This is a genomic window from Ureibacillus sinduriensis BLB-1 = JCM 15800 (assembly GCF_000772955.1).
GTDB classification, from domain to species: domain Bacteria; phylum Bacillota; class Bacilli; order Bacillales_A; family Planococcaceae; genus Ureibacillus; species Ureibacillus sinduriensis.
The window spans coordinates 162,270-188,039 of the sequence record NZ_JPVO01000053.1 but is presented as its reverse complement, the minus strand read 5'-3'; the positions used below and the strand labels follow the sequence as shown (position 1 = coordinate 188,039).

At 36.4% G+C, this 25,770-nt stretch carries 31 protein-coding genes; 4 read left to right on the top strand and 27 right to left on the bottom strand.

Translation table 11 applies throughout. The features are described 5' to 3' along the window. Positions 1-31: 31 nt before the first annotated feature. Positions 32-694: a hypothetical protein gene (locus CD33_RS13645; RefSeq protein ID WP_036201517.1), complete on the top strand. Its 663-nt coding sequence runs from the start codon at positions 32-34 to the stop codon at positions 692-694. A 33-nt stretch (positions 695-727) separates the two neighbouring features. Here the strand turns inward: CD33_RS13645 and CD33_RS13640 are convergent, their stop codons facing one another. From CD33_RS13640 to CD33_RS13630, 3 genes are read right to left on the bottom strand one after another with little or no spacing between them, the layout of a single operon-like run. Further along, the gene (locus tag CD33_RS13640; RefSeq protein ID WP_036201516.1) at positions 728-1,057 is read right to left on the bottom strand and encodes a YolD-like family protein; all 330 of its coding nucleotides are present in this window, start codon (positions 1,055-1,057) and stop codon (positions 728-730) included. After that, positions 1,058-1,408 carry a YhjD family protein gene (locus CD33_RS13635; protein ID WP_036201515.1) on the bottom strand — a complete coding sequence of 117 codons (351 nt, stop codon included), beginning with the start codon at positions 1,406-1,408 and terminating at the stop codon, positions 1,058-1,060. It abuts the gene before it with no gap. Beyond that, on the bottom strand, positions 1,405-1,626 hold the full coding sequence (locus CD33_RS13630; protein WP_036201514.1) for a hypothetical protein: 222 nt from the start codon (positions 1,624-1,626) through the stop codon (positions 1,405-1,407). Before CD33_RS13630 ends, CD33_RS13635 begins: the two co-directional genes overlap by 4 nt. A gap of 654 nt (positions 1,627-2,280) precedes the next feature. Between CD33_RS13630 and CD33_RS13620 the strand changes: the two genes are divergently transcribed. Beyond that, the gene (locus tag CD33_RS13620) at positions 2,281-2,895 is read left to right on the top strand and encodes a hypothetical protein (protein ID WP_036201512.1); all 615 of its coding nucleotides are present in this window, start codon (positions 2,281-2,283) and stop codon (positions 2,893-2,895) included. Positions 2,896-3,164: 269 nt separating this feature from the next. Here CD33_RS13620 and CD33_RS13615 read toward each other — a convergent pair whose 3' ends face one another. Genes CD33_RS13615 through CD33_RS13605 form a run of 3 tightly spaced genes read right to left on the bottom strand, consistent with a single transcriptional unit; the run spans position 3,165 to position 5,460 of the window. Beyond that, on the bottom strand, positions 3,165-3,638 hold the full coding sequence (locus CD33_RS13615; protein WP_036201510.1) for a hypothetical protein: 474 nt from the start codon (positions 3,636-3,638) through the stop codon (positions 3,165-3,167). Positions 3,639-3,650: 12 nt separating this feature from the next. Then, a complete protein-coding gene (locus CD33_RS13610; RefSeq protein ID WP_036201509.1) occupies positions 3,651-4,244 on the bottom strand; it encodes a replication-relaxation family protein in 594 nt (197 codons plus the stop codon). Further along, on the bottom strand, positions 4,183-5,460 hold the full coding sequence (locus CD33_RS13605) for an FtsK/SpoIIIE domain-containing protein (protein ID WP_036201508.1): 1,278 nt from the start codon (positions 5,458-5,460) through the stop codon (positions 4,183-4,185). Before CD33_RS13605 ends, CD33_RS13610 begins: the two co-directional genes overlap by 62 nt. Positions 5,461-5,835: 375 nt before the next feature. Between CD33_RS13605 and CD33_RS13600 the strand changes: the two genes are divergently transcribed. Next, entirely contained in the window at positions 5,836-6,039 is a 204-nt protein-coding gene (locus tag CD33_RS13600; RefSeq protein WP_036201506.1) for a helix-turn-helix domain-containing protein, read from the top strand. A gap of 90 nt (positions 6,040-6,129) precedes the next feature. Here the strand turns inward: CD33_RS13600 and CD33_RS19545 are convergent, their stop codons facing one another. Both CD33_RS19545 and CD33_RS13590 read right to left on the bottom strand, forming a co-directional pair. Next, positions 6,130-7,560, bottom strand: coding sequence for an S-layer homology domain-containing protein (locus CD33_RS19545; protein WP_052130237.1), 1,431 nt, complete (start codon positions 7,558-7,560; stop codon positions 6,130-6,132). 149 nt (positions 7,561-7,709) lie between these two features. Further along, positions 7,710-8,006: a hypothetical protein gene (locus tag CD33_RS13590; RefSeq protein ID WP_036201505.1), complete on the bottom strand. Its 297-nt coding sequence runs from the start codon at positions 8,004-8,006 to the stop codon at positions 7,710-7,712. Between the two features lie 221 nt (positions 8,007-8,227). Between CD33_RS13590 and CD33_RS19540 the strand changes: the two genes are divergently transcribed. Beyond that, the gene (locus CD33_RS19540) at positions 8,228-9,094 is read left to right on the top strand and encodes a copper amine oxidase N-terminal domain-containing protein (protein WP_052130236.1); all 867 of its coding nucleotides are present in this window, start codon (positions 8,228-8,230) and stop codon (positions 9,092-9,094) included. 144 nt (positions 9,095-9,238) lie between these two features. Here the strand turns inward: CD33_RS19540 and CD33_RS19535 are convergent, their stop codons facing one another. From CD33_RS19535 to CD33_RS13490, 19 genes are all read right to left on the bottom strand, one after another. Continuing rightward, positions 9,239-10,000 carry an N-acetylmuramoyl-L-alanine amidase gene (locus CD33_RS19535; protein ID WP_052130235.1) on the bottom strand — a complete coding sequence of 254 codons (762 nt, stop codon included), beginning with the start codon at positions 9,998-10,000 and terminating at the stop codon, positions 9,239-9,241. Further along, a complete protein-coding gene (locus CD33_RS13575; RefSeq protein ID WP_235863215.1) occupies positions 10,001-10,255 on the bottom strand; it encodes a phage holin in 255 nt (84 codons plus the stop codon). After that, positions 10,252-10,518: a hypothetical protein gene (locus tag CD33_RS13570; RefSeq protein ID WP_036201504.1), complete on the bottom strand. Its 267-nt coding sequence runs from the start codon at positions 10,516-10,518 to the stop codon at positions 10,252-10,254. Before CD33_RS13570 ends, CD33_RS13575 begins: the two co-directional genes overlap by 4 nt. A gap of 97 nt (positions 10,519-10,615) precedes the next feature. Continuing rightward, positions 10,616-10,870, bottom strand: coding sequence for a hypothetical protein (locus CD33_RS13565; RefSeq protein WP_052130234.1), 255 nt, complete (start codon positions 10,868-10,870; stop codon positions 10,616-10,618). A gap of 91 nt (positions 10,871-10,961) precedes the next feature. After that, complete coding sequence (locus tag CD33_RS13560; protein ID WP_036201503.1) at positions 10,962-12,110, bottom strand: siphovirus ReqiPepy6 Gp37-like family protein; 1,149 nt, start codon at positions 12,108-12,110, stop codon at positions 10,962-10,964. A 3-nt stretch (positions 12,111-12,113) separates the two neighbouring features. Next, complete coding sequence (locus tag CD33_RS13555) at positions 12,114-12,323, bottom strand: hypothetical protein (RefSeq protein WP_036201502.1); 210 nt, start codon at positions 12,321-12,323, stop codon at positions 12,114-12,116. Beyond that, on the bottom strand, positions 12,323-13,792 hold the full coding sequence (locus CD33_RS20545) for a tail fiber protein (protein ID WP_052130232.1): 1,470 nt from the start codon (positions 13,790-13,792) through the stop codon (positions 12,323-12,325). The genes CD33_RS13555 and CD33_RS20545 overlap by 1 nt, the downstream gene beginning before the upstream one ends. Positions 13,793-13,804: 12 nt before the next feature. Then, positions 13,805-14,665: a phage tail family protein gene (locus tag CD33_RS13545; protein WP_052130231.1), complete on the bottom strand. Its 861-nt coding sequence runs from the start codon at positions 14,663-14,665 to the stop codon at positions 13,805-13,807. Then, a complete protein-coding gene (locus CD33_RS19525) occupies positions 14,666-19,369 on the bottom strand; it encodes a hypothetical protein (protein WP_052130230.1) in 4,704 nt (1,567 codons plus the stop codon). A 256-nt stretch (positions 19,370-19,625) separates the two neighbouring features. After that, the gene (locus tag CD33_RS13535) at positions 19,626-19,961 is read right to left on the bottom strand and encodes a hypothetical protein (protein ID WP_036201501.1); all 336 of its coding nucleotides are present in this window, start codon (positions 19,959-19,961) and stop codon (positions 19,626-19,628) included. A 129-nt stretch (positions 19,962-20,090) separates the two neighbouring features. Continuing rightward, a complete protein-coding gene (locus tag CD33_RS13530; protein WP_036201625.1) occupies positions 20,091-20,693 on the bottom strand; it encodes a major tail protein in 603 nt (200 codons plus the stop codon). 101 nt (positions 20,694-20,794) lie between these two features. After that, positions 20,795-21,109: a hypothetical protein gene (locus tag CD33_RS13525; RefSeq protein WP_036201499.1), complete on the bottom strand. Its 315-nt coding sequence runs from the start codon at positions 21,107-21,109 to the stop codon at positions 20,795-20,797. Then, the gene (locus tag CD33_RS13520; RefSeq protein WP_036201497.1) at positions 21,106-21,459 is read right to left on the bottom strand and encodes a hypothetical protein; all 354 of its coding nucleotides are present in this window, start codon (positions 21,457-21,459) and stop codon (positions 21,106-21,108) included. Before CD33_RS13520 ends, CD33_RS13525 begins: the two co-directional genes overlap by 4 nt. 2 nt (positions 21,460-21,461) lie before the next feature. Then, on the bottom strand, positions 21,462-21,797 hold the full coding sequence (locus tag CD33_RS13515) for a phage head closure protein (protein WP_036201496.1): 336 nt from the start codon (positions 21,795-21,797) through the stop codon (positions 21,462-21,464). After that, positions 21,778-22,095 (bottom strand): head-tail connector protein, encoded by a 318-nt coding sequence (locus tag CD33_RS13510; protein ID WP_036201495.1) that lies wholly within the window; start codon positions 22,093-22,095, stop codon positions 21,778-21,780. The genes CD33_RS13515 and CD33_RS13510 overlap by 20 nt, the downstream gene beginning before the upstream one ends. Positions 22,096-22,152: 57 nt before the next feature. Next, complete coding sequence (locus tag CD33_RS13505; protein ID WP_036201624.1) at positions 22,153-22,455, bottom strand: collagen-like protein; 303 nt, start codon at positions 22,453-22,455, stop codon at positions 22,153-22,155. A gap of 78 nt (positions 22,456-22,533) precedes the next feature. After that, positions 22,534-23,718 (bottom strand): phage major capsid protein, encoded by a 1,185-nt coding sequence (locus tag CD33_RS13500; protein ID WP_235863213.1) that lies wholly within the window; start codon positions 23,716-23,718, stop codon positions 22,534-22,536. 72 nt (positions 23,719-23,790) lie between these two features. Then, positions 23,791-24,543 carry a head maturation protease, ClpP-related gene (locus CD33_RS13495; protein WP_036201494.1) on the bottom strand — a complete coding sequence of 251 codons (753 nt, stop codon included), beginning with the start codon at positions 24,541-24,543 and terminating at the stop codon, positions 23,791-23,793. Beyond that, a complete protein-coding gene (locus CD33_RS13490) occupies positions 24,521-25,765 on the bottom strand; it encodes a phage portal protein (protein WP_052130228.1) in 1,245 nt (414 codons plus the stop codon). Before CD33_RS13490 ends, CD33_RS13495 begins: the two co-directional genes overlap by 23 nt. Positions 25,766-25,770 lie beyond the last annotated feature (5 nt).

The window sequence follows — 25,770 nt, the reverse complement described above, 5'->3', positions numbered from 1 at the left end:
AATGTAATTAGATTAAGGAGGATGATATTAGTTGAAAAAAATATTAATCGGTTTTGTAATGTTAATGATTCTTGTTCTAGCAGCTTGTGGAGGACAAGAAGAAACTTCTAGCGAGCCAAAAGAAGAATCAAATTCAGCAAGTAGCAATGAGACAACTGAAAAAGAAGAAGTAGCTAATGAAGAAACAAATAAGGAAGAATCTTCTGAGGATGAGGATATACAAGAAGATGAAAACATAAAAAATGTTAATACTTATACCAATAAAGAACTTGGTATCACTGGTGAAGTCGGACCAATGAAGTACGAAATTCCAGCTGTACAGTTAAAGAAAATTACTCCAAAAACTCAAGAAGCTGCCGATCTGTTTGAAGTAGCGATTGGTGATGAAGTAAATGCTATTACAATTGAGATGGCTGGAGAAAACACTTCTGAAGAAGATATGTCTTTTTATTTAGGGCAGGCTGTAATTATCACAAATACAAAAGAACAATTAGAACCTGACATGTTACTTTCTGAACATATTGAAGGCGATTATTTAGGTCAAGTAAGGCAAGAAGGCCATAATGTATATATCCTTAAAAATTCAGCTGTAGAAGATTTAACTTCTATCGAAATTCGTATCTCTGCCCCAACTAACTCAAACTTTGATAAAGTCGGCGAAGATGTTAAACATGTAATAGAGGTTAATAAATAATAAATGACAAGTCACTCATTTGAGTGGCTTTTTTTAATCGTACACATTAAGCTTTACAATGTTTTTCAAGAGTAGCTTAATACTGTAATCATTTATTTTAATTCTTACTGCTTGTTCATTAGGAAGCAATTCTATTATTTCCCCTTCGTAATTCTCCGTTCTTTTATTGCTCCAGTACGTGATGCGAACATTTGATTTTGTTTGAAATGCAATATTTAAATCGTCAGCCAAAGAATTCAAACTAAATTCATCAAATTCAGGTTCAGGAATATCATTATCGCTCTCGTACCAATTCCTTAAATCTGTAACATGCTCTGTTAACATCATGGCCGTCCATTTCTTATTACCTCTATCTTTCAACATTTACTTACCCTCCAATCCCAATAAACGTTTTATTTCCACTTCACAATGGTTTCTTAGCGCGATGTTTGAATATCTTTTTTCTTCTGACACCATTCCTTTTTCTACTATTGTATAGACAGTAAAATCTCCATCTGGTTTGCTCCCTTGTAGTTTAACTCCATTCTTCCCTAACTCCGCTTTAATGTTTTTCAAATCACTGTGCAGCATCATGATTTGATTATCAAACCACATGTCAAATGCTCGTTGCATTTTGAAATCTCCAATATATTTACGATCGCGCTCAAGAGTTCGAATAGTTAAGTCGGTAATAATTTGTTTATGAGTTAGTCCTACAACTTCTCGATTAATCAAATGACTTCACGCTCTTTTCTAATTACAGGTGCAAGGGCCAAAATATTATCAATTATAAAAGTTCGATTGGCATGCTTTGTAAAACAATAAGCCGTGAATTTATCATCTAACAGTTTAGAAATTTTAATACGTCTCTTACTAATTTCACCGCTTTGAGCAATGTACATCATATCCACTAATTGACCACGTTCAAACAATTTCATTAATTGATTTTTCATTTCTGCCCTCCACATTATCGAACAACCGTCCTTATTTTATGTTAATTATAGAACAAATGTTCTTGTTTTGACAATAAGAAAAACCAGGTAACTATCCCTGGTTTAAGAATAAAGTTGTTTATTTAACAAGGTGCCAGATTTTGAAGCAGCATCCATTTTAATCATTTTTTTAAAAATGGAGTTCTTTATTTGCTGTTAAATAAGACCTTAATAGAATTAATTTTATTTAAAATATTTTACCTCCATTCATACGTGAGTCATCTGCTTTTCAGAGAAAATTAAAAAGACACAATTCCTTTTTACTGGAGTTGTGTCGAATATAATGCCTATTTAACTAAAGTGCTTTTGTTCTTTTTTCTTTGATTAGCTTCTCAATTTTTCCCAGTATCCTAGAAACAAGATAAATTAAAATAAAAAGTATTACAAAATCTACAAATATACTAATTTCGCTGTTTTCTGTTATACGGTAATAACCTATTGCTATAGCCGAAAAAATCAATACTTTAAAAAATAGATACATTATTCCTCTCCCCTTAATCCTTATTTACACTATTTTACAATAAGGTATTGAAAAAATTAACTTATTATATTAATATTTAAATAGTAATATGTAAAAAATACCATATTATATAAAAAAAGGGAAGAGGAGATTGTATGAGTATACCAAAGAAGATTTTAACAGGATTAATAGCTTCATCATTAGTAGTTCCTTCAATTACAGCAAATCTAGCAAGTGCAAACTCAGAAAAACCAATTCCATTAGCTCCAAAGGTATTGACAGTAAATTCAAGCAATGAAGCTTTAGCTAAGGAAATTTTAGAAAATGGTATCATTTCAAACGAAGTTGTAACAGAAAATAATACTTTTGAAGTACCACAAGGATTCACACAATTCTCTAACTATTCTATAAATGATAACACCCTTATAACACCATTTGCCGTTGATCCGGGTGGTGGGAGCACATACTGGGATGGATCTTTCCAAGTTAACGGTTCGGTTTCTAATTCAGTAATGATTATGGGCCTATCGTATGCTGCTGCTTTTACTGCAAAACGACTTCGTCTATCAGAAGAGCTTACAGCTACATTACTTGCCGCAGCTTCTCTTGTTGGTACTACAAATATCACTATAAAAGGTACTACTTACTATAAACTAATCAGTTCTACTAAAGCGGAATATTACTCAATTTCATCAGTTTACGTAAATGGTAAACTAATTAAGACAGCTTCTGGTTCATGGACAGCTGAAATAGATCCTAATACAGATTAAAACCTTTTATTGGTGTTGCTTTATAAATATATGGAACTGACAAAGATAAATTTTATAAAAATACAATATTCGTTTTTTAGTTTACCGTGTAAATAGTAAGTCACCATTGATTTGCTACTCCACAATTTTTAACGACTTATGTTTATATTTAGTAGTGTAGCGAAATATCTTACCCTAAAATTAAACAACTATAGCTTTTTTCCCCGTCCTTACTTAGGACGGGGGGTTATGCTTGTTCATCATCATCTAAATTGTCATATCACACGTTTCTAAACTGATGCACCCACAGTTTTTAAAATATCCAAGAATAATGGAGATAATTGAATTAATACATATCCCAATCCAGCATTAAGAATCATGGACCATGCCTTGTCGCTATTGCCAAACATGAAGAAGAAGCAGGCGCCAATCATTATTACACTGGCTATAGGGAATGAAATGGCTACTAAGATTTGGATTACTGGATCCAGTATATTGGCCAAAGCATTTAATGAAGTATCTGCGATAAATCCTGTAGGTATAGTTGCGTGGGATTGTGCTCCCAATTCTCCATTAACAGATAAGGGTGTAAGATTATTTAATAATGAGTATTGATGAGCTGCAAAACCAACACTTGCTACTACCGGTATAGCTGTAGCAACGGCAACTTCCGTACGAGTTGCATATTTATATTTAGCTTTCTCTTCCTCGTATGCAAATTCTGTCATGGCAGGAACAACCTCAATTTTGTTTCTTTTAAACATTTCAGTTCCCTCCTAATTGATGTCTGTAATCGTGTATACCTTCACTTTTAAACCTTGGCATTCTTCCTCTGTTTGCTTTCTTCTTAATTCAGTTGTAGTAAGCCAAATTAAAGTTGGGTAATAGCCCAATTTCATGACAACACTTTGCATCAGTTCTTTGTACTTCTTTATCTTCTCTTTGTTCTCTTTCATGCTCTGTAAATTATCGACTTCTAAAATACACTGAAATCCATTTAGATTGAACGTTGCATCTGCGATTACATAAGTTTTACTATTTGATATCTTCACTTCATTCTTCCAATCCACTGGGCATTTGTAATACATCCACATTTCATTTCTCATGATTGTGTGTTCAACGTGACTTCCCTTCTTTCTCACCTTGTCACATTCAACGTATAAGCGACCTTCTCGGCTTAGATAATAAATAGATTGATAGCCATTCCGAACGCAATGTAGGTACTCTGAAAGGCTATTAAGCACATAGTTGGTATTGCGAATTGAACCAAGATTGAAATACCGATTTAATTGATCACGAGTAAGAAAGTCAAACTTCTGTAAAAGTAGCAATATCTGCTCCTGCCTTTGATTGAGAGCTTTCGTCCTCATGCTCAACCTCCTTTTTCTTGATGATATAAGGTTCAATCTGTTGCTGGATAGCTTCATTCTCAATGAATGGAGATTGAATGATATATCTCTTCACGTTGTTCTTATATATCCCACGGCCTGGAATATCTGGAAGTTTATCTGCTCCGCCTTCATCAAGTACAACTCTAGAAGCTGTGTCCGTATCAACTGCATAGCACAGTCGAGCTATAATGTTTCTTTTAGTCTGTGAAGGTATTACTTGAGCTGTTGGATATTGCGTACAAAATATTAAATAAAAGCCTGCTGAACGTCCTCTGCGTGCTATATCCGTTATAATATCCATCGCATCGGCATACTCAGATAAATCGGCAGCTTCATCGATTATAATGAAATGACGTTTCTTTATTTTCGCTTCTTTTACATCCTCAAAGCCGTTATCTACTACCTTCTCAAATGATTTCTGCATATCGATTTGAACATTTTTTAAAAAATCCTCAGCGCTTTCTGGATCACGAGAATAGTATTTTACCTGCTTACAGTTTCTAAATCTGTGGAAGGCAGAACCGCCCTTCAAATCGATTAAGGATAGCTCTGCATTGTCAGGTTGTTGGTCAATTAAAGTAGTTACAACTAATTTTAGAATTGCGCTTTTACCATAACCTGTTGCTCCTGCAATAATTAGATGTTTAGATTTGTCAAAGTTGTGTTCAATTAAATCGCCTTTACGTGTATAACCAATTGGAACACTCCACGACTTAGGCTTTAAAAGCATTTCGTCCCAATCGATTTTGGTTGCTAATGGCTTATCGTATACTCTAATTATCAATAATCCATCAAAATCTAATTCGATTTCTTTTTGTTCCGTAAGTTTGGTCCTCCACAATTCTTGAAGTTGCTGAATAATAGTTCTGTCGAATTTTAACTTTGTTAAATCGGTAAAATTAATCTTCTTACGTCTGTTATTCAAACCATCTTGAAGGACATCCATTTTACTTAGGTAGTCATTGAAGCTACGGCCATCTGGAATTCGGTATTTGTACTCCCATCCCCAGGAATGTTGCTTTTTTCGAATAAGAGTGGTTGTTAGCGTGTCTTTCCCATCTTTTACGTTTAGATCACTTAATGCCATAATGCGTTGAATTTTACCACTGTCGTTTGTAGCAAGACCTTTCTTTTTCACAAACGCATTTAATGCTAATCCGCCAAAAATGGAAGTAGTCAAAATTTCAAAAAGCAATATTATCCCCTTTCGATTTTTTATTTTTTATCCAAAATTTTTTAGGTGTTTTTTTGTTGGTGAGAGTAGGTTAAATTAGGAATGGAAATTGCCACGGGTTCTTATTACATAGTAATAAGTTGTCGTCATCTGGAAGAATTGTAGTGTCTTAGAGTAGTTGGTAATTGTGGAAGGACAAGTTTCTCGATTGATTGCTAAGGTGGAAATTAATTAGGAAGAGTATCTGGAATTCCAATTGGATATCCATATGGAACAAAAATATCGATATATCGATAATAATTCCATTATTTCAATATGTCAATATTATTGTGGAGAAAATTCTTAGATATCGATATAATAAATATTAGACATGTGGCATATATTGGGGGTTTGTAGATGGAGTTGAAAATGAAGCTTAAAGAAGTCCTTTTGAAGAAGGAAATGTCGCAAAAAGATTTGGTTGAGTTAACTGGATTAAGACCAAATACAATCAGCGAAATGGCTAATAATAGTCGTCAAACAATAAACCGCGAACATGCAGCAAAGGTTTTAAAAGCGTTAGAAATCGAAGATTTTAACGAAATATTCGAGATCAAATAAAAAAAGACCATCCTCCATAATAGTGAACTGCCCCCAAATGTTAAACCTTCACTAACATTTGGGGGCACTTATTTTATGACAAAAATATTTTTATTTTAAAATTTCATAATAAAATTGACTACCATTATCTGTTCTTCCTCTTATTTGATCATAATCTGAAAATGGATCATCAACCGCTTTGCCTCCAGCACTTTTAACAGCCCAATAGCGGACTGTCTTCCCTTTTGTGAAGAAGTTATCAATTATTTTGTTAAATACTCCATCTTCACCTTCCTCGTAGTACCATCCCGTTAATGTTGGAGGTGTTGTGATACCAAATTGTTTCGCTTTTGCCGAATTAACAGTGTCATTACCTACTTGCCAACTAATTGAACCGTTCCCTAGACTAAATAAAGTGCTATCTTTACTTGGGGTTGTTGTGTATTCGTAATATATTGCATAATAGTTTCTATTTAAAGCAATTGGTTCATTGTCAAAGAACATATCTTTATAGATACCTTTGGCTTGCGGACCTGTTGTATCTACAAAAATAGCACGTTCTATCGTATTTACAGCACGGTTGTTATGCAACGTATACGGTTTTCCTAGCACATCCTCAAAACCACCAAACTCTTCCCCCGCAACTGGGAGTTTAAAAGCCTCTCCAAAGTACTTTTTTACATATTCCTCTAGAGTTAGATTTTCCTTTTTTGCAGCATCCTCAGTAACCCTATACCAAAAATCATTATCGTTAGAATGTCGCTTTTTTTCATATTTTGTGAGTGAAAGAATATTCGTCCCAGTTATTGCGACTTCACGCAGTTCATTCAAGTCGCTAAACATGTTTGGATCTTTAGATAGGATATCTTGTATGCGGAATAACATGACCACGACTTCCGAGCGAGATGTGTTGCCATTCGGACGAATTGAGAAATCAGCATAGCCAGTAATTAATCCAGTACCTAGAGCAACACCAAAATATGGAATATCCTCTTTATCAAGTCCCCCTTTGTAAAACTCTGTCACTGGTAACAAGGTTAAATCAGAATCTAATTCCTCTAAAATGGTGCTATATATTGGATTTTGTGATACTAACCCATTGACTAACCACTTCACGATCTCATTACGTGTCATAGTCTGGTCGGGTGAAAATTTGTTATTATTGTAATCGTTTGGTTTGATAAAACCTAGTGCAATCCCTTCGTTAATAGCATCGGTTGCCCAGTGAGTGCTTGGAACATCAGAAAACGTATTTTGTAGACCTTTACCTCCATCAAACACACGTGAAAGGAATGTTGCAAACTCAGCTCTAGTTACCTTGCCATTCGGATTAAACTTTCCATTGTAACCTTCTACTAAACCTTGTTGAGATGCTTTCATAATAGAAGAGTATGCCCAGTGCTTTGGAGTAACATCACTGAATAATGTATCATTTGCTGTTTCAACAGTTTGTGCTTCCACTGGAATTACGATTGCTGGCATACTCACGCTAAGCGCTAATGCCCCTGCTAAAGACTTGCAATAGGTTGATTTTCTGTTCATAATTTTACCTCTTTTGTACTATACTTAGATATTTATGTAATCCTTAAATACTATTTAACCATAATATACCAAGTGGGACAACACTTTATTTAGCACTCTCTTTTCTCTTTCATAATTAAAAAATCGCCCTCAACAATAGGAAGACGGTTTTAACATTCTTGCTTATTAGATTGAGTTTGTAAGATCATTAAGTCAATTGCTGACATATGTTCTATTTGTTTGTGAAACTTACGTGCTTGTTCAATTGTTTTGAAAGCATAGTATCCGAGGTCTAAACAATCTTTATAATCAGTCACTTGCGTAATTTCTTTAGAATGAAGAAACAGTGACACACTAATGTCTTTTTTGTCCAAAACCTTCACTACATGAAATTTTTCCCCATTGAAAAGTGTGATAACTTCGATTTCTAAGTGCTGATTTTGTGGAAAAGAAAGAAAATTACCCACCTACAATACCTCCTTTTTTCAAAGAGGATAACATTGAAATTAAAATTAGGCTGTTAAATATTTGATAAGCGCCCAAAATAAATATTTGGGGCTTTTTTAAATAAGCAAAATAGCTATTTAAAACGCTTCTATGGTTTAAATTTCTAAATTGACTTGAAAAATAAAACTATATAAGAGAAAATTGCTATGGTAAAAAATACATATGCATAATGAGATTTTGCATGAAATATTTCATTAAGATTTCTATCCTGGCGATAGGTCTATTGTTGCCCTTCACATTAAGTAATAATAATGTTGAAGCAGCAACTCCTATAAGCGTAAAAATTAATTCGCAGGAACTTTATTTTGATCAACAGCCTATTATGGAAAATGGTAGAGTACTAGTTCCAATGAGAGCAATCTTCGAAGCAATGGGTGCGAAAATTGAATGGTCGGATAGAACAAAAACCGTAAAGGCCACAAACGGCAGCATAATTGTTTCTCTTACTCTAAATAGTAAACAAGCAACAATAAACGGGAAAAAGAAAGATTTAGATGTTCCTGGAAAGTCTGTGAACGGACGTACTTTAGTTCCGTTGAGATTTGTAAGTGAAGCTCTAGGAGCAAACGTTGAATGGAAAAGTAATCAAAGTCTAGTGTTAATCACATTTGATGGAGAAGTTAAAGAACAAACTGGGAAAGTATATCCTGATGGTTGGGTTGCACCAGTATTAAAAACTCCTTGGAGTTCTGACCCTGCGGTAAACTTCCGTACACTGGAAAATGAACTTGGGTTTAATAATCGTGGTGTATATTCACTCCCTTCTTATCCTGGAGTGATTAGTGTAATTGGACAAAGTTCATCATCTTCAAACGAAGTTGGAATTAAGTTCATGGGATGGACTGACCCTGCTTTAAAATATTCAGAACGTATTCCAGTCGTAGCAAAAGAAGTGTTCAAACTTTACTTTGGCAGTGATGCTAATAGAGTATGGAATTACTTCAATAGTAATGACATTCCAGAACAGTTTACTGCTAACGGAAGAAAGGTAACAGCAACATTCAGCCCTGCTGATGGCTCAGTCTCTTTAACGCTTGGTCATAAGTAATTCAAGCAGCCGAGAAAAAACCGCCTTCCGGAATATGGAAGACGGTTTAATTTTTGATTGATTTCTCAATCGTATATTCGATATTTATATTGTATAATCCAGGGAGGATTATACAAGTAATTCCCAGAAAATAAATATTTGAAACTATAATTTGTCAACGTTTTTTAATTTTCGATTGATGTAAGCAAACGAGTAACTGATCAACTCAGCATCGGTATACTTATCAACATCCTGGTGCTTTGATGTGAATAAATTTTCAGCTACTCCACGTTTAATCAGCTCTTTAGTTTCTGCCCGGCCAGTTTTATTTAATAAGTCCACTGGTTTTTCCTCCTTTTTCTCCACAATTATTTGTGTGGAAGGCTTAGTTGATTTCCCTAGATAATTCGCTAATACCTGCGCAATAGCCTGGCATATCTTTTCAAAGTCTCTACGATACAACGCTACATCCACTGAGCTGTTTACAAAACAAACTTCAATTAAGATTGCCGGCTCATACGTTTTCGCTAATACTCCTAAATCTGTTCGTTTCTTCGCTCCGCGATTGAGAAGTCCCGATACATCGCTGATTGCTTTAGCAACTTTAATAGCCAAGTCCTTTTCAGAATAATAAAGTACCTCAGTGCCAATACCCTTACTTGAACTGCCGCTAGAAGCATTAAAATGAATTGACACGATTAATCCATCGCAATCTTTGTTGTGTTGGCTAACCAAGTAATTGATATTCTCACGTTGATTTTTAGATGAATTATCCTCGTAATAAGTCGCCCGTACCTTTGAGGACTTGAGTATCTCATACACTCTCTTTGCTACTCTGCGCGCTTCTTTAACTTCATTGATATACCCATTCGCTCCACTATTAGTTAGGTTCCAATGGCCGGGATGAATTTCAATTTCTTTTGCCATTTACTTCAACCCTCTCTTTTTAAGAAGCTCCTCTTGTTCTTTAGCATTTTCACTCATGATATAGGTATTTTTATAGACTCCATAGATCACTAAAACAAATGGCACTGCTGCAATTAGAACCTCAACAAATGAATTAATTGAATCGTTGGTGAACCAAGTGAAGTTAATCCCTAAAGTTTGCAAAAATAAAAGGATTGCTCCAAGCACCCCTCCGAATAATGCGATATATTGTTTTAATTTATCTGCCGTCATCATTCATCATCTCCGTATTTATAAGTGTATTTTTCCATTCGATCCATGCGGCCTTCAAGTGATGTCAAACTATTACTGATTTCTTGCATTGTATTCGCTTGATCACCTTGAGCTTTTGTAAGTTCACTTAGATTATCCAATAGTCTAGTTTCTCGTTTGTTAGAGTGCCAAAATACATATACCACTAGCAAAATAGCACATATTGACCATACGGCTTGCGATGTAGCTATTTGACTTGCTGTTGTTACTGCTGATACTGGTTCCATAACCTCACCTACTTTTCCAAATTACACTGCTCGGTACAATGCATTGCTTAGGTCTTGTTGCACAATAAAAACCATCCACAAATTGTGAAGGCATATCTTATAAATAATATCTAATTGTTAATGAAGCACCCTTTCCTTTGTTTGGAGAATTGATTATTTTGTCATTCGTCTTCATTCTTTCTTTCATAACAATACTGCAGGTCGCCATTCTATGATTATTTGAAGGATATAATCCCACTTCTCGATGAAATTCGCCTGCATTAATTTCTATAAATTCATATTTAGCAATCCTAGCTTTATTTAGTTTTTCATTTAATTTTTCTTCAAATAAGGCTTTATTAATCTTAATCAAAATACCCCTCCTTTCAAGGGTTTTTATTCGACAAAAGGAGGAGAAATCCTTTAAAGATTTCTTGCTATAAAAACGCTAGCCTATACTGCGTTCACCGTCTAACTTCCCCACTAATCTGCGAAAGTTCCTGCTTAATCTTCTGAATCAATGTAGGGCGACTATTTCCAAAGGTTGCTTCAATGCTGAATCCGGCCGCTTCATAAACTTCCTTGATTTCCGTAATTCGCGCATCCATTGTTACGCCCCAGTCTTTGTTCTGGATAGTTACGATATCACCTAAATCATAATCAGTTTCATATTTGAAAGGACTGTTAGTTAATATCTGCCCTTCCAAATATTCCTCTTGAAGTAATTCATTAAGTTGTTGCTGGCCACGATCCGTTAACGCTTGGATAATTTGCTGTACTGGAATTGATTGACCATCATCATCCACTTCTTCCACATCACGCGCATCTACAAAGATTTCATGTCGATTCAAACCATTGAATGAACCGACTTCAATTACTCGCCTTTCTACACCTTCACCTTGCCCTGCAACGATTGCTACATTCTTATAGTTCAATTCGCTTTGTGCATATTGTAAGGACTTCAAACTTTCGAATTGTGGACTAAATATAACTGGTGGATTAACGTTTTGCCCAGCAATTAACTGACGCCCTACCACAACATCGAATACCCATTGTTTATTGACCAAATCCAACGTTACATCCCACCCTAATCCACTCGCTAAAGATAATGTGGACATTTCATCAGCTACGTTTTTAAAGCGAGATGAATATGATATTTTACCGCCTCGTTGTAAATCATCTGCAATTATTAATTGTTGGATTTTACGTCTTACTTCTCCTGGATTAACAAGATTATTATTAACATAATGCTTTATGACAGTTTCATAGCTGCCCGATTTATTATCATAAGCTGTGTGTGAAGGTGGCATTGTAATACGTTGAGCAACAATCGATTTTAAAGCATATCCTTTAATCAGCCAATTTTCTGTTGCTCTACCGTTCTCATCAAGTTCAATTTCACGATGCTTAATAATAAAAACCTTATTCAAGTCAATTCCAACAAGAATAAGATTATCTTTTAATAATGTATTTGCGTATTTTTTATATCGATTCATTCGTAATTCGATTGAGCCGATACCATGCCAGGAGCGAATAAAGAACAATGATTCGTAATTGTCGATTTCACCTAGAATATCCATTGTGGATGATAGGATACGGATTGGCTTTTTCATTAATTATTCACTCAATCTATTCTGAATCGCTAGAATCATATCTTCTTCTGTTGCTATAAAAGGTAATTCACTGGGAGTAAATCGGAATAATTGCTCCTCCTCATTTACTGTTGCTCGAACGGAACGTCCATAATAATGTGATTCTACAGCTCTTGTTGGTTGACCAGTTATCGGATTTTTAAACTGAATTTTTACTTCTCTGATTTCTATCATTATTGTACTTCCTCCTTTATTTCCTGTATTTCAGTGTATTCAATGACTTCAAATTCGTAGGTTTCACCTAACCAGGTTTCTCCAATCTCTCGTTCGACTCCTTTAATATACCAATCTTGAACATCATCATCGTTACGTGTACCGATAATTAGAGCCTTATACTGCCCTGGGGTTTCACACGTCACTTTGAGTTTATCGCCTTCAACTATTCCGTAGGCTCTTCCAAAATGCAAATGAGGATTAACCCACACATCAACATTAATATTAAGGTGTTCGAAATAATCCGGTAACAACACCTCTACTACTTGGTTAGGTTCGTTTGCTTCAATTGTATAACGATATAGCGTATCTCCTGTTGTAGGACTTTCTACTGCCCCGTGCCGTATAACGTGAGTAGCTTTTTTATCTGGATGAGGATGAGCCATTTGGAAGTTTTTTGTTCCCGACACATATAATTGCCCTGGAATCAGCCAATTCCAAGGTCCGTAACCATTAGTACCCACTCCTAACTTTGCATCACTAGCCATTGTCGCACTGACACCATAACCAATTGCTACTGAATTTTCCTTATCTGCTCTTGCGTTATATCCAATTGCGATTCCAAAATAACTATTAGCTGAACTGACTTGTCCTAGAGCTACTGCCCCAGCTAATGTTGCCGACGAGCCTATACCTAAAGATAAATTCGATCCAGTCAGCTTATCATTAACAGCTTTTATTGCACTTGGCGTTGCTGCTTGTGTAGTGCTTGGGCTGTTAAGTGCTGTATTTAATTGCACCACACCTTTTTGGGTAGTTGATGCATCCTGTGGCAACGGTACATTCTTCAATTGCGACATTGGCACACTACCATTTGAATCGAGAGTTGCTATTCCATTAGGACGAGCTTTTTGGTTTTCAAGTCCTTCAACCTGTGCAACTAATTCTGCTAATGCCTCATCATTAAAATTAGGTAGTATATTCGACCCTGCCCAAGGACAAATCACATCCGTTCCCCGTTCATCTCTTACATCATCAACTGCAATATAAGTTTGACCCCCAACGATTTTTATTTGTGCCAGTGATATTTCATACAAATTAGCTGTTTGTGTTAAATTCGGCGCAATCGGATTTGTGGAAGGTACACCCTTCTTAATAAACGCTTTTACATAACGCGCTTCGGTACTTAAATCCATTCGAATCACAATACGGTCAATACGATTATTACCAACCGTTTCGGTATCATGCGTCAATTCAAGTGGACTATCATTCTCGTAATAGCGACCAAGAATAAACGCTATACCGGTATTAATGCTCGTAATCATACTTGAGCCGTTTGTAGTGACTGCTAACTGATTTCCTGCACCTTTCATGATTCCCGTTGTCACTAATGCTTTGAAGTAATCCGTAAATTCTTGGGCATTATACTCACGATCGTATACGCCATTCTCATCTTCTACTGCATCGAAAAATCTAAATTTTTCCGCCATACCTTCACATCCTTATACACTTAAATATCTGTGTTTGTATTCCACATAAACCTCTGGATTACCACCTTCAGTAATAAAGCCGAAACGGTTTTCGCCAATATCTAAAGAAAAGAATGTTGACTCCAAATCGATATAGTGGAACGCATTTTGTACAACTCCATCAGGTGCGATGATTTCAACACGCTTATTCCCAAATGAAGTATTTAAAATTAACTTGTAGTTAGCTGGAATCGTTGCATTTACTTTGATAAACTCGCCTGTTGTTACATTAGTAATTTTCGGATTTGTAACTGGCCCGCGAAACTCTACTCGAATTGGTGTCGGTACGTCCCCTTTATTTATCAATGCACGACTATCTCCACGAGTTGCGAATCGTACTGGGAAACGGAATTTGAATCGGAAATTCCCTACAAAATCTTCTAGTTTGTAGTTATCAACTGCTACACCTTCCCAAAATGGATTTGGTGCAATTAGATTAATTACTGTCCTTTGGAACCAACGTCCCTTCGCATCACCAACCGGGAATGCAGGGGAACCATCCACAACCACTTCGATTTCTCGTTCGACATTTCCGTTTGAGTAGATTAATTTACCTAATCCCAATTTCGGGTTAAAAACTGTGCTGATTTTGTGTCGTAAATCGTTCAACCCATCTCGACTTTTAGCTATCAAACTAACATTTAACGCCAAGCTTCTTGTAGTAAGGGTAGTATCGATAAACGTTGCGCCATCTTGAAACGGCGCTGATTGCAATTGAATATCTGCCCCAACTTCCCCTCGGCCCTCCACAGATTCAAGAAGAAAAGGCAATCGATTCGTTAATTCAATCGATTGCCCTCTACTATTCTTGAATATTACTTTTTCCACTGCCATTTACACACCCCATTCCATGGCTAGTTGACGTTGAGTTTGAAGTGCTTTCCGTGCAATTTCAGAAGGTGAAGCATTTGGCACTTGGTTAATAATTGTGATGTTCGGTTGCATGTATTTTGAATTATCAATTGTGGAAGTAGATGATGTTACACTTGATGCCCTATATTCCACCGATTTTTGAGCACTACTTGCCAAAGAACCTTGAGCATTTACAACAGCTTCAGATAATCGAGCAGATGATTGGGCAACTTTTGAAATCATGTCGTCCATTCCAATAATTAAACCTTCACCAACGTTAATACCAAAGCCCTTCATCACACGTGAGGGACTGTGGATATCCAAAGCCGATTGAATTGTCTTTCTCACCGAATTAGCAATGTCCAAAGCTTTGCTTTTTATCGCATTTGATGTTGAAGAAAGCCCGCTCAACAATCCATTACCAGCATCTCTACCAATCTGCTCTAGACTTGATAATTCTGTGGAAGTATCTTTTGTAAGGGATTTAATTTTTGCATTCCACTCTTTGTTTAAGTTATCAAGTTGCTTTTCAGCATTTGTTCGCATCTCTTTTATTTGCTTATCAGTATTGTTTTTCATATCCACATGCTCTTTTTCAGCTACTTCTCTGGCCCATTTAGATTTGGTTCTATATAATTCACTGTACTTTGTGAGCTGTGTATCAGTCATACTGTTTAAAGCTACGATTTCTGCTAAAGCGTTTGGTCCCATTTCTCTTAATTCAGCTAATAACCCTCCATCAATTGCCCTTTTTGATAATGCTTCAATTTCCCTTTGCCATCCTTCAAAATGAACAATTTGCGTTTGTAAATTTTTCATGAGCTCATCACCAGTTCGACTTAAGTCCACTGTGAATTCGTCAAATAAGCCTTTTGTATTTTTAAGGGAGTTTTCACGTTTAGAAACGGCATCTTCATAAGCTTTATTTAACGCTTCTTCACTCTTTATCAACTCTTCATTAATCTTCATCACTTGACCTGAATATTCAGCATTAATAGCCGTGATTTCTTTATTCACAGCTTCTACGGCTTTTTTATACTCTTGTTGAGCTTTAATCCGTTCTGTTGTGCCTTCAGAAAACAATTCCATAGACTGTTCCCAAATCCTTGCTTCATCTAATATGGACATTTGATCTAAAGATTTTTTATCATCGATATATTTTTTGATAACTTCTAGATACTCTTTTTCTGATTTCTCAACAAGTGCCATATATTTTTTATTAAAATCCTGATCTGTTTTAAGCTTAGAATCTCTATACGAAGCCTCTAACGAAGCGATCTCTTGTTGTTCCTTCTGAGTTAATGCACGTTTTTTCTTAGCTGCATTATTTTGTATCTTGTAAATTTTTTCTAATGTTTTATCGTTTTTATCCTCATTTTTCTTATTAAATTCATCAATTAAACTTTCGTATTCTTTCTGATAAGATTTAGAAACATTGAGAATTCCATTACCGATATTCTCCATCGCTTTATTAACTGACGAACTTGATGAAGTTAACCCTATAACAAGACCTTCACCTGTCCACAATCCGATTCGTTTCATTTCACGAGATGGTGAATGGATGTCTAATACATTCTTTATAGTCTTGGTCACGCTGTTTGCTAGATCTTTAGCTTTATTCACAACCGCTGAAGCCATCGAACCGATACCATTAACAAATCCTTGAACTACATCTTTCCCGATTTGGAATAAGTTAATATCTTTAAAGAATTTAATAATATTCCTCATGATGTTTTCTGCAACACCTTTTATCGATTCCCAGGCACCCTTCCAATCACCTTGAATTAATTTCAGCACAGTTTGAATAATACCTAATACAATATCTAACGCATTTCCGATAGTTAACTGGATAGCCTTCCAAACAACTTTTACGAGATTCGATATAATTGGCCATACAACTTCGAAGATACCTTTAATAATACCCATGACCATCTCAATATTAGATTTCACTCGTTCGAAATTATTTTTCACAATCTCTGTAATGGCCTTGCCGTTTTCATCCCAAAAGGCTTTAAACTTATCAAGGATTCCTTTTGCAAACTCAACACCGCTGGAAATCAGTGAAGAAATCAACTCTTTGACTGCTCCAAATGCTTGGGAAGTGTAATCTTTGATAATGTTCCAAATTTGATTTACACCGTCTCGGAACCATTCGACTTTGTTATATGCTGTAACTAAAGCTGCAACTATTCCTGTTATTGCAGCAACTGCGATTCCAATTGGTCCGGTTAATGCAGTAAATATAGGTGCTAATCCACCAATTGCAGATGAGAAAACACCTGCTACACCTCCGGCAGTTGTGAATGCTCCAATTAAAGGAGTAAATAAATATACCAAGGATGCAACGGCAGGAGCGAGTGCCATTATAGCTCCCACAACAATTCCTAGTGCAGTTGTAACAGCTAAAATAACACCTGCTAATTTGCTGTTTTCACTTATCCAAGTAGCTATTTCAGAAACAATATCAGCAACCACTTGTATTACTGGGTCAAGAGCCGTTTTCAAATCAGCTAAAGCTTGTCGCAATTGAACTGTTGGATCTTTCTCCATCTTGTTAATCGCTTCATTTAGCCCTTCTTGATTTTCAGCTGCCGTAGTCATGTGCTGACCCATCTCGATTAAAGTATTAGCGATTGTATTACCTTGGTCCTCTGCCATGGTTCCGAACATCTCAACCATTATTAAAGCCTTTTTAGTAGGGTCTTCAATTTCGGAAACAGCTTGAGCAGCATCACGCATAGCTTTAGAACCTTCTTCGCCACCTTTTGCTACTGCTCTCCCCCAACCATCAAGCATTTCAGTACTAATTTTAGTACCTTCGATTAAATCAGATAAAGCATCGCTCCAACCATCACCAAATTCTGTTAGCTTAATCCGCCCTTCTTTTAGACCGTCAAGAAGGTTGTCGATATTCCAAGAATTTTGAGAACTAGCAGAAGCCATAATTGCTTGAATTTCTTCAGCATTATAGCCGGCGATTTTTAACTGCGTTCCATATTCAGCTATAATATCTAATTGTTCGGGTGGGAATCCTGTTTTCAATAATGTATTTGTCAAAGCTAGCGCTTCTTCATCAGTAACATTCAGCGCCACTGCAATTTCATTAATCTCTTGAATTAATTCAATGAAATCAATACCGTTATAGGCACTTGCAATAACTCCTGCGCCTTCCACAATCTTGCGATTAGCTTCATCTGTTGCATCAGCATTTAATGCCCATTGTCGACGTACAGCTTCAAGCGCTTCTTCTCCATCAATACCATAAGCTTCTATCGATCTAATGATTTCCTTTATATATTCCTTGTTTTCTTCGGGTACTTCGAATAATATATCGATTTTTGTGTCTAAATTTGATGTATCTAATGCTTGCTCAATTACTCCGGCAATTCCACCGCCTGCAACAAGGGCACCTGCTACATTAGCTAGAGAATCTCCTAACCCGTTTACATCGTTTTCAGCTTGATTAGCACTATTTGCAATTCGGTCTAAATCAGCACGTATTTGATCTAAATTCGCACCGTTATCGATATTTCTCAACGCTTCACGCATTTGAGTAAGGTCAGCTCTTGAACCTAATGCACTTCGGCCAACGCGATCTAATGCTTGCTCAAATTGTGCAGATGTTGCACGACCTTCTGTAATAGCCCTAGTCAGATCGTTACCTAGTACATCAGCAAAATCCCGAGCAGACATTCCAGTCGCATTGAACAAGGTTTCTAGCTGCCTTGCAGAAGAACGTACCGCTTGTTGTTCTTGCTCCATGTTACGTAGCTCGTTCTGATAACCTCTTAAACTTTGCTCCGTTTGCTCAATTTCACGCCTAAAAGCACGATACTGTTCTTCTCCCATTTGACCACTACGGAATTGCGTTTCTACTTCTCTTTGTCTTTGCTGTAATTGTAGAAGTTCTGTGGAAGAATCTTGAATGGATCGACTAAGTAATGCTTGTTTCTGAGTTAAGAGTTCGGTGCTATTGGGATTGAACTTTAAAAGCTTGTCAATCTCTTTCAATTCATCCTGGGCCGTAACAACAACTTGGTTCATTTGTTGTAATTCAGAACGAATTGAATCAATGGAACCGCCATTATTTATTTGATTTAACACTCTTCGCATTTCATCAATGTCCGTACTAGCACCTAAGGCTTGTCTGCCCATTAAACGTAAAGCTCGTTCCATTTGGTCAGCGTTTGCTGTACCATTCCGAATAGCTTGTGTAAGCCTTGTTCCAAGCGTTCCTGAGAATTGTTCGACATCAGTTCCCGTGGCATTAAAAAATGCTCCTAAAGAGCGTGTAGTGTCAGCTAAGCGTTGTTGTTCTGTTTGCAAAGAATCCAGTTGTCCTTCAAAACTACGCATACTATTTTCTGCGTTTACCAACTCTCTACGAAATGCACGATATTGCTCCTCGCCAATTTCACCACGTCTCAACTGTGCTTCTACTTGGCCTTGAACTTGTCGTAAAGTATTTAATTTATCGCTTGTGGATTGAATTGATTGAGTTAGCAATTGTTGCTTTTGTCTAACCAACTCAATATTACCTGGATCTAGTTTTAAGGCTTTTTCAACTTCCTTTAATTCACCTTGTAAGTTTTTACTTTGCCTATTTACATCCCTAAGAGCATTGTCCAGACCGGTTGTATCGCCATTCAGTTCAATTGTAATACCACGAATATTTCCATTTGCCATATTTTCACCGCCTTTTATGTAAAATAAAAAACACCCACAAAAGTGAGTGCTTAGAATTTGTCAAAGTCTTCCTGGGAAGCCTTGCGAACTTTCTTTTTATCAGGATTTTTCATTTCCATGTATTCGTCGATATAATCTAGCACCATCCCTAGTGTCATGGTTTCTAAATCATCGTGAGCAAGCTTGCATTCATGACATAAAACAAGGTACGTCTCAGTGTTGATTGTTTCACCATTTGACGTACCCTTTGATTTACTTATTTTTTTTTAGTCTGAATGGATGCTGCCAACATATCTTGAAGTTCCGGAAGGATTTCTATAATTGGGAATGATTCAAATGAATCTAACCATGTTAATGGATCTTGTACTGAACTGTCAGCTGTTTTCGCAAACGTCCAAGCAATGTCATAGAAAACTTCGAAATCAATTTTTCGCATTTCTTCCACAGAAGGGTTCTCTTTATTAATCGTTCCTTCCATGGCTAATAAATCCGCAAAGAAATCACGACCAAACTGCATTTTATACCGTTTAGGAACTGCACCAGTGCTTTTAAAAGTGATTTGTTTACCAGAGATTTCAATTGTTTTTTCCATTAGTTATTCCCCCACAGATTATTAATCAAAATAACCTCCCATCAAATCTGTGGGAGGTCTTAGCATTTATGTTGTTACTGAATAATGAAATTTGTGCCTAAAACCGCATCGCCTATAGATGCGGCTTCATTAGGGAGTAGCATTTGTCTTTTGGTAAACCGTATCGAACCATGAATCATAGATAGCTGCAGTTGTAGCAGATGTAGTTTTTGTTTTTACTAGAGTTTTATCACCAATTTTGATTGGAGCAGCTGTTAATGTTAATTCGTTTGGCGTAATCTCCGTACTTTCCGTTTTTGTATTTCCGTTAAGACTCGGACGGTTAGCTGTACAGTTATACATAATGTGACGTGTCGCTTTAACATCGCCTTCGAATTGGAATAAAAGTGCAAACGGTTTGCCTTGTGCATCTGCAACTTCGTTAATTACTCCATCTACTTCGTCTAATTCTTCACCCAATGCATCGATAGCGAATTGCTGTGGAATTGTAGCAATACTCAATGTTGCTTCATAACCTTGGTTACTTTTTGCAACGTAATAAACCATGTTATCAGCAAAGAATTTTGTTGCTTCACCTACTGGATCTCCTGTCATACTTACCGCACCTGGAATCGGGATAGGTTTATCAAATGTAATTGTTCCATCTGCACCAGTTGTATAAGTTGCATAGTGAACGTTCGATAAACCATATTCAACTTTGTTTTCAGCAAAGTATTGAATATCTAATTTCATAATCGATTTCCAATGGAAAGGAATTACTACTTTGTCACTTGATACACTTTGAATAACTTTGTTGTCATTTAATACGTTATACATGCTTTCACGCTCCATTTTTAAGTTAATGTAATTGAAAAAGTACATTTAAAAACTCCCTCGTCTTCGATGTGAATTTCATCGAAAAACCAAGGGAGTTCGTTTGTTGTTAGTAAATCCTTTATTTGCTTTTCTATCGCTAAAGACTTCGTTTTTGTATAAAGTTCAATATCTACGCTTATTGTTTCATGAATCGGCTTGTTATCAGCATTGAAAGTAGCCGAATCAAGTACTAAATAACAAATAAATGGTGGATCTTGAGTAGTTAAAAAGTGAGAATAGGCGACTGGATAACCTAAGCCTTTTAATGCTTGAGCTAATTCAGGTAATGTCATCCTCTAATGGCCTCCTCAACTTTTTGTGTATATTCTTCAATCATTTTGTGTTCAACAGGGGCAATATGAACCCTTGCAGCAACACGGCCACCATTTACCTTTGCATGGCCTTTTTCAAGCAAGTGAGTAAGTCGATAAAGTTTGTTGTAAGTAACCCATTTGGTCCCCACTTTTTTTAATCGCCAACCTTGAGCATACTTACCTGTCTTTTTAGGACTTTCCACTTTAAGTCGTCGCACACCATATTCAGAAACTTCTTTCCCTGCTTCATTAACTTTTACTTTCACTTCGTCTGTATATTGTCTGAGGGAACGAACAATTTCATTAGCTATGTTATTTACATTCGCCATGGTTACATCCGCCCTTCGGCAACGATTGTGTAGGTTATATTGGCCTCATCGTCGTTTATCACGCTTTTTATATCATAAATCACACCACGATAATGGATTTCTAACGATGTTTTTTCATCTTCGAATAGATCATGAAGAAATTTTGAGTATCTAACTACAAAACGAGACGTATTGATTGTGGAAGAATCAGCTTTTTGAACTTCTTCACCTTTTAAGGTTTTAATCATCGCCCATAGCTTCTTAACTTCTTCAAAAGTCTCAATTTCTTGTAGTAGTTCATCTACAGTTATTGTTCGTTTAAATAGTGAAATACGGCGATTAAATTGGGCTGGATTCATCGATATTCACCCATTTCAATTGCAAAATCATTGTTTGAACGCTAAAAGGTATCTCATTTTGTGCATTTTGAGATGAAATTTGACGATTTTCATAATAATGAGATGCCAAAATTAATACTGCCAACCGATGTTCGGAATAAATGTCTTTGCCATCCACAATTTGATAATAATCCTGTGGAAGTTTTACTCCTGAATTCTTCAAAACTACTTCAGCAGCATTTATAAAAGTAGAAAGGGACTGTGTTTCATCATCCCCATCTACTCTCAGATATTCCTTTAATTCATCGAGTAATGTCATTGTTTATCACTCTTTTCAGCTCATTTTAAAGCAAAAAGCCCCCAAAAAGAGAGCTTTTTAAGCTGTAGTTACTGTAATTGGAGCTGTAGAATTATCTGTTAACGTCATTGTTCCACCTGTTACTTTACCTTCTGCATCAACAGTTAGAGCGATTGACTTAACTCCTACACCTGGATCACCTTTAGCGCCAGTCGTGCCTTTTGCACCTGTTGCTCCCGTCTCACCTTGTGGACCTGGGGGACCAACTTCCCCTTGAGGTCCAGCAGGTCCTTCTACACCATCAATTAATTTAGAGAAATCATCACCTGTTGGTTTTTTTCCAGTAGCAAATAATACTTTTAATTCTTCTTTTGTAGCCATAGCCATTTATCCTCCTTTATTATCTATTGAACAATTAAACTTTCACCGATTACGGCATCGCCTATAGATGCCGCTGTATTAGGGAGTAGAAGTAACATCTGCGATACGGAATGCAGATTTCAACTTAATTTGGTGGTCAAACCAAGCTGTAACAACGAATTGTTCGATACCCGTTTTGATATCTTTATCACGTTCGAATAGTTCACCAATGTCATAGTTGAACTGAGAGTAAGAAAAATCACCAACGATTGGTTTTACTGCACCATCAGCAAATACTACAGGTTTACCTAATACTTGTTCTGGTTGAGCTGTATATAAAGTTGCACTTCCATTCGCAAGTGTCTCGATGATGTCAGAGTAATCCGCAAATGTCATAAAGATTTTTGCATTTTCACGGTAATCTTCATGTAGATCAGCAATAGCTGCTTTAATTGCTTTGTATTTGTCTGCACCAGTAACCACTTTGATACCATTTTGAGTTGAATAGAATGACATATGTTCTTCTCCAGGTTTTGGAGTAGTCGCGAATGCCACCTTCTTTTCTTTGGCAGCAACACCTGATTTTAATGCATTCTCTACATGGCCAACTAAATTTGCATCAGATCCATTGATTACTGTTTCAGATACACCTGCATATACTTTGAATTTATGACGACCGAAAGATACTGTATCGCCCGTTAATTCTAGTTCTTTTGCTGTTTCAGTATCTGCAATAAAATCATCGTCATCTAGTGTGTAACTCAATTTAGGAAGTTCTAAATTCGTAATGTTCGTTACAACTGAGTGACCACGTAATGGATTTTTCGCTAAAGGTTCCATGATGATATCGTTTGATACTGTTTTTGGTAGGAATTTACTTCCCCCAGTTGTTGAGTTATCACCTAATGCCGCGCGAACATCACTATCAATTGCCTTACCGCGCATTGTAGAACGAATTAAATCAGCTTTTGCAGACACAACTTTTTGTTTTGGATCTTCAATTCCTGCAATAGTATTTTGTTTTTGAGCAAACTTTTCAGCTTGTTCCTTTTCAAGTTGATCATGTTGAGCTTTGATTACATCAAAACGAGCTTGCAAATCAGCTTTCACAGTTTGAGTTGCTTTAATATCATCAAGTGAAGCAGATGGATCCATTGCCTTTGTAGCTAAGTCTTCTTCTGTTTTAGCTAATTGTTGACCAATTGTAGCCATTGCTTGTTTTAGCTCGTAAAGTGTTTTGTTCCCAGCAAAAAATTGAATATCAAGTGGTAAAAACATTTTCATAGAATTTTTGTTTTCTAATGATTTTAATAGTTTTTTAGTTTGTGTTTTCATGAGTGAAAACCTCCCGTTATTTTATAGAATTGTATTTAAGTAAGTTAAATTAGCTTTTGAATCTGTAAGAATCTTCTCTCGCAATTCTTTCTCTTCTGCTGACATTTCAGGTGCTTTTTGTTGTGGTTCCAGAAGTTGTTGTGGCACATTTTTATACTGCTGTGCAAACTTTTCATCAAATGCAAATGCAACGGCATTATTAGCCGTAACGATTTCATCACACAATCCAATCTCTAAAGCTTGTTCAGCAGTTAACCAAGTATCTTCTTTAAGCATTTCATTTAAAGTTTCGCTATCCAGTTTATCTCCGGCCTTGTCGAGATAATATTGACACATCGATTGACTAATACGTTCAACGTCATCTGCTGCCTTTCTTAACTGGGTAGCATTACCCCAAGCACCTGTCATAGCGTGGTGTATCATCATTAAAGCATTGGCTGGCATGATCACTTTTTTTGAAATCATTGGAATAACCGATGCACATGAAGCTGCAACACCATCTACATGAGAAATAATTCTTGCAGGGTGACGTTGTAACATAGCGATAATTGCCATTGCCTCAAATACGGAACCTCCTGGCGAATTAATGTATAGATTAATCACTTCTACATCATTCCCCAATGAATCTAGTTCATTTTTGAAAGTAATTGAGGAAACTTCACCATACTCTTCCCAAGCATATTTAGTAATTTCTCCATAAATAAAAACATCAGCCGATTTACCATCAGTAGATGCTTTCATTTCGAAAAATTTATTTTTCTTCTGTTTGCTCATTGTTTCCACCTCCTTCCACAGTTGATGCAGTAGCAGTAGCTTTCCTTTGTGTTGGATCCATATCTAATGGGTACATATCACCCGAAATCCATAATTTATCAGCGTTCGGAGACTTATCAGGTGGTAAATCTTCAAGCCTACGAACCTCATTCGGTTTCATACCTGATGAACGAATCATCATTTGATAGAATGCTGTGCGAGCTGCAGTATCCCCTCGTAATAAACCACCGATGTTAAATTTAAAGTACAATCCATTTTGTCTTTCTAACCGAGTGAGTAATTTACGGTTAAATTCATGTTCATATTGGCGCACAATTGGTAATATCGTCATGTTTACAAAGCGAATCATCTCTTGCTCATTACTTCCGAACGTACCGCCAGTGGTTTCATTCAAGAAACTTACGGGCACAGTAAAAACATTGGCCACCCTTGAACGTGTAATTTGTTCGGATGCCAATGTATCTGAAGCGAAGTATTTCTTTTCTAATTGATCTATTTCCACACCAGGTTCTTTAAATAAAATCCCACCATTTTCAGAGTAGAATCGTCTAAAATCAGCAATAATTTGAGCTCTTTTATCAGCATCTACATTGGCTGCATAAGACAAAATAAAGGATTCTTTCTTTTCCATTTCAGACAAGGAAAACTCTTGAACAGCTTTATCGTACTTAATCGTATTTGCCAAAACTTTTAACGGACTAATACCTCGCCAACGATTAGGACCTCGGATATGCTTAACATGAATCATATCTAAATTGTGAACATACATCGTTTTCGATTCTCCGAGTACTTGATACCATAAAGAATCATCATCACGATTGATAACCTCTGTTACAGTAGTAGGATCTAATGGAACAATTTCTATTGGCTGCAATCGAATGTCTCTGACGATTACTGCGTAGCCATTTCCATGTTCATTACGACTAACTTCCATTGCGTTGATAAAATCAAATGAACTCATATTTTGATTCGGATCGTTTATCAATACATCGGCTGCTTGGTTCATTACGAAATCAAAGTCCTTATATAACTTGATGGGCAATACTGACAACGTATTAGCTAACCTAGTAATCACACTGAATATCGTTTCATTGGTAGCTAGTTGACTGTTATCAATTCCCCAGAAGGTTCGTCCCATCCAGTTACTAAAATCCCACGTTGCACCTTTCCAACCTGCGTAAGCCATATAAACCGCTCTTTTAGTTCGTTGCCATATTTTCAATTTCT

Excerpts from the sequence above, each read along its gene's own strand:
- CD33_RS13500 (WP_235863213.1), bottom strand. The coding sequence starts at position 23,718 with ATGAAAATGTTTTTACCACTTGATATTCAATTTTTTGCTGGGAACAAA.
- CD33_RS13630 (WP_036201514.1), bottom strand. The coding sequence starts at position 1,626 with ATGAAAAATCAATTAATGAAATTGTTTGAACGTGGTCAATTAGTGGAT.
- CD33_RS20545 (WP_052130232.1), bottom strand. The coding sequence starts at position 13,792 with ATGGCGGAAAAATTTAGATTTTTCGATGCAGTAGAAGATGAGAATGGC.
- CD33_RS13515 (WP_036201496.1), bottom strand. The coding sequence starts at position 21,797 with ATGAATCCAGCCCAATTTAATCGCCGTATTTCACTATTTAAACGAACA.
- CD33_RS19540 (WP_052130236.1), top strand. The coding sequence starts at position 8,228 with ATGAAATATTTCATTAAGATTTCTATCCTGGCGATAGGTCTATTGTTG.
- CD33_RS13575 (WP_235863215.1), bottom strand. The coding sequence starts at position 10,255 with ATGATGACGGCAGATAAATTAAAACAATATATCGCATTATTCGGAGGG.
- CD33_RS13600 (WP_036201506.1), top strand. The coding sequence starts at position 5,836 with ATGGAGTTGAAAATGAAGCTTAAAGAAGTCCTTTTGAAGAAGGAAATG.
- CD33_RS13560 (WP_036201503.1), bottom strand. The coding sequence starts at position 12,110 with ATGAAAAAGCCAATCCGTATCCTATCATCCACAATGGATATTCTAGGT.
- CD33_RS13520 (WP_036201497.1), bottom strand. The coding sequence starts at position 21,459 with ATGGCGAATGTAAATAACATAGCTAATGAAATTGTTCGTTCCCTCAGA.
- CD33_RS13555 (WP_036201502.1), bottom strand. The coding sequence starts at position 12,323 with ATGATAGAAATCAGAGAAGTAAAAATTCAGTTTAAAAATCCGATAACT.
- CD33_RS19525 (WP_052130230.1), bottom strand. The coding sequence starts at position 19,369 with ATGGCAAATGGAAATATTCGTGGTATTACAATTGAACTGAATGGCGAT.
- CD33_RS13505 (WP_036201624.1), bottom strand. The coding sequence starts at position 22,455 with ATGGCTACAAAAGAAGAATTAAAAGTATTATTTGCTACTGGAAAAAAA.
- CD33_RS13545 (WP_052130231.1), bottom strand. The coding sequence starts at position 14,665 with ATGGCAGTGGAAAAAGTAATATTCAAGAATAGTAGAGGGCAATCGATT.
- CD33_RS19535 (WP_052130235.1), bottom strand. The coding sequence starts at position 10,000 with ATGGCAAAAGAAATTGAAATTCATCCCGGCCATTGGAACCTAACTAAT.
- CD33_RS13610 (WP_036201509.1), bottom strand. The coding sequence starts at position 4,244 with ATGAGGACGAAAGCTCTCAATCAAAGGCAGGAGCAGATATTGCTACTT.
- CD33_RS13640 (WP_036201516.1), bottom strand. The coding sequence starts at position 1,057 with ATGTTGAAAGATAGAGGTAATAAGAAATGGACGGCCATGATGTTAACA.
- CD33_RS13620 (WP_036201512.1), top strand. The coding sequence starts at position 2,281 with ATGAGTATACCAAAGAAGATTTTAACAGGATTAATAGCTTCATCATTA.
- CD33_RS19545 (WP_052130237.1), bottom strand. The coding sequence starts at position 7,560 with ATGAACAGAAAATCAACCTATTGCAAGTCTTTAGCAGGGGCATTAGCG.
- CD33_RS13570 (WP_036201504.1), bottom strand. The coding sequence starts at position 10,518 with ATGGAACCAGTATCAGCAGTAACAACAGCAAGTCAAATAGCTACATCG.
- CD33_RS13525 (WP_036201499.1), bottom strand. The coding sequence starts at position 21,109 with ATGACATTACCTGAATTAGCTCAAGCATTAAAAGGCTTAGGTTATCCA.
- CD33_RS13510 (WP_036201495.1), bottom strand. The coding sequence starts at position 22,095 with ATGACATTACTCGATGAATTAAAGGAATATCTGAGAGTAGATGGGGAT.
- CD33_RS13615 (WP_036201510.1), bottom strand. The coding sequence starts at position 3,638 with ATGTTTAAAAGAAACAAAATTGAGGTTGTTCCTGCCATGACAGAATTT.
- CD33_RS13530 (WP_036201625.1), bottom strand. The coding sequence starts at position 20,693 with ATGAAATTAGATATTCAATACTTTGCTGAAAACAAAGTTGAATATGGT.
- CD33_RS13535 (WP_036201501.1), bottom strand. The coding sequence starts at position 19,961 with ATGGAAAAAACAATTGAAATCTCTGGTAAACAAATCACTTTTAAAAGC.
- CD33_RS13495 (WP_036201494.1), bottom strand. The coding sequence starts at position 24,543 with ATGAGCAAACAGAAGAAAAATAAATTTTTCGAAATGAAAGCATCTACT.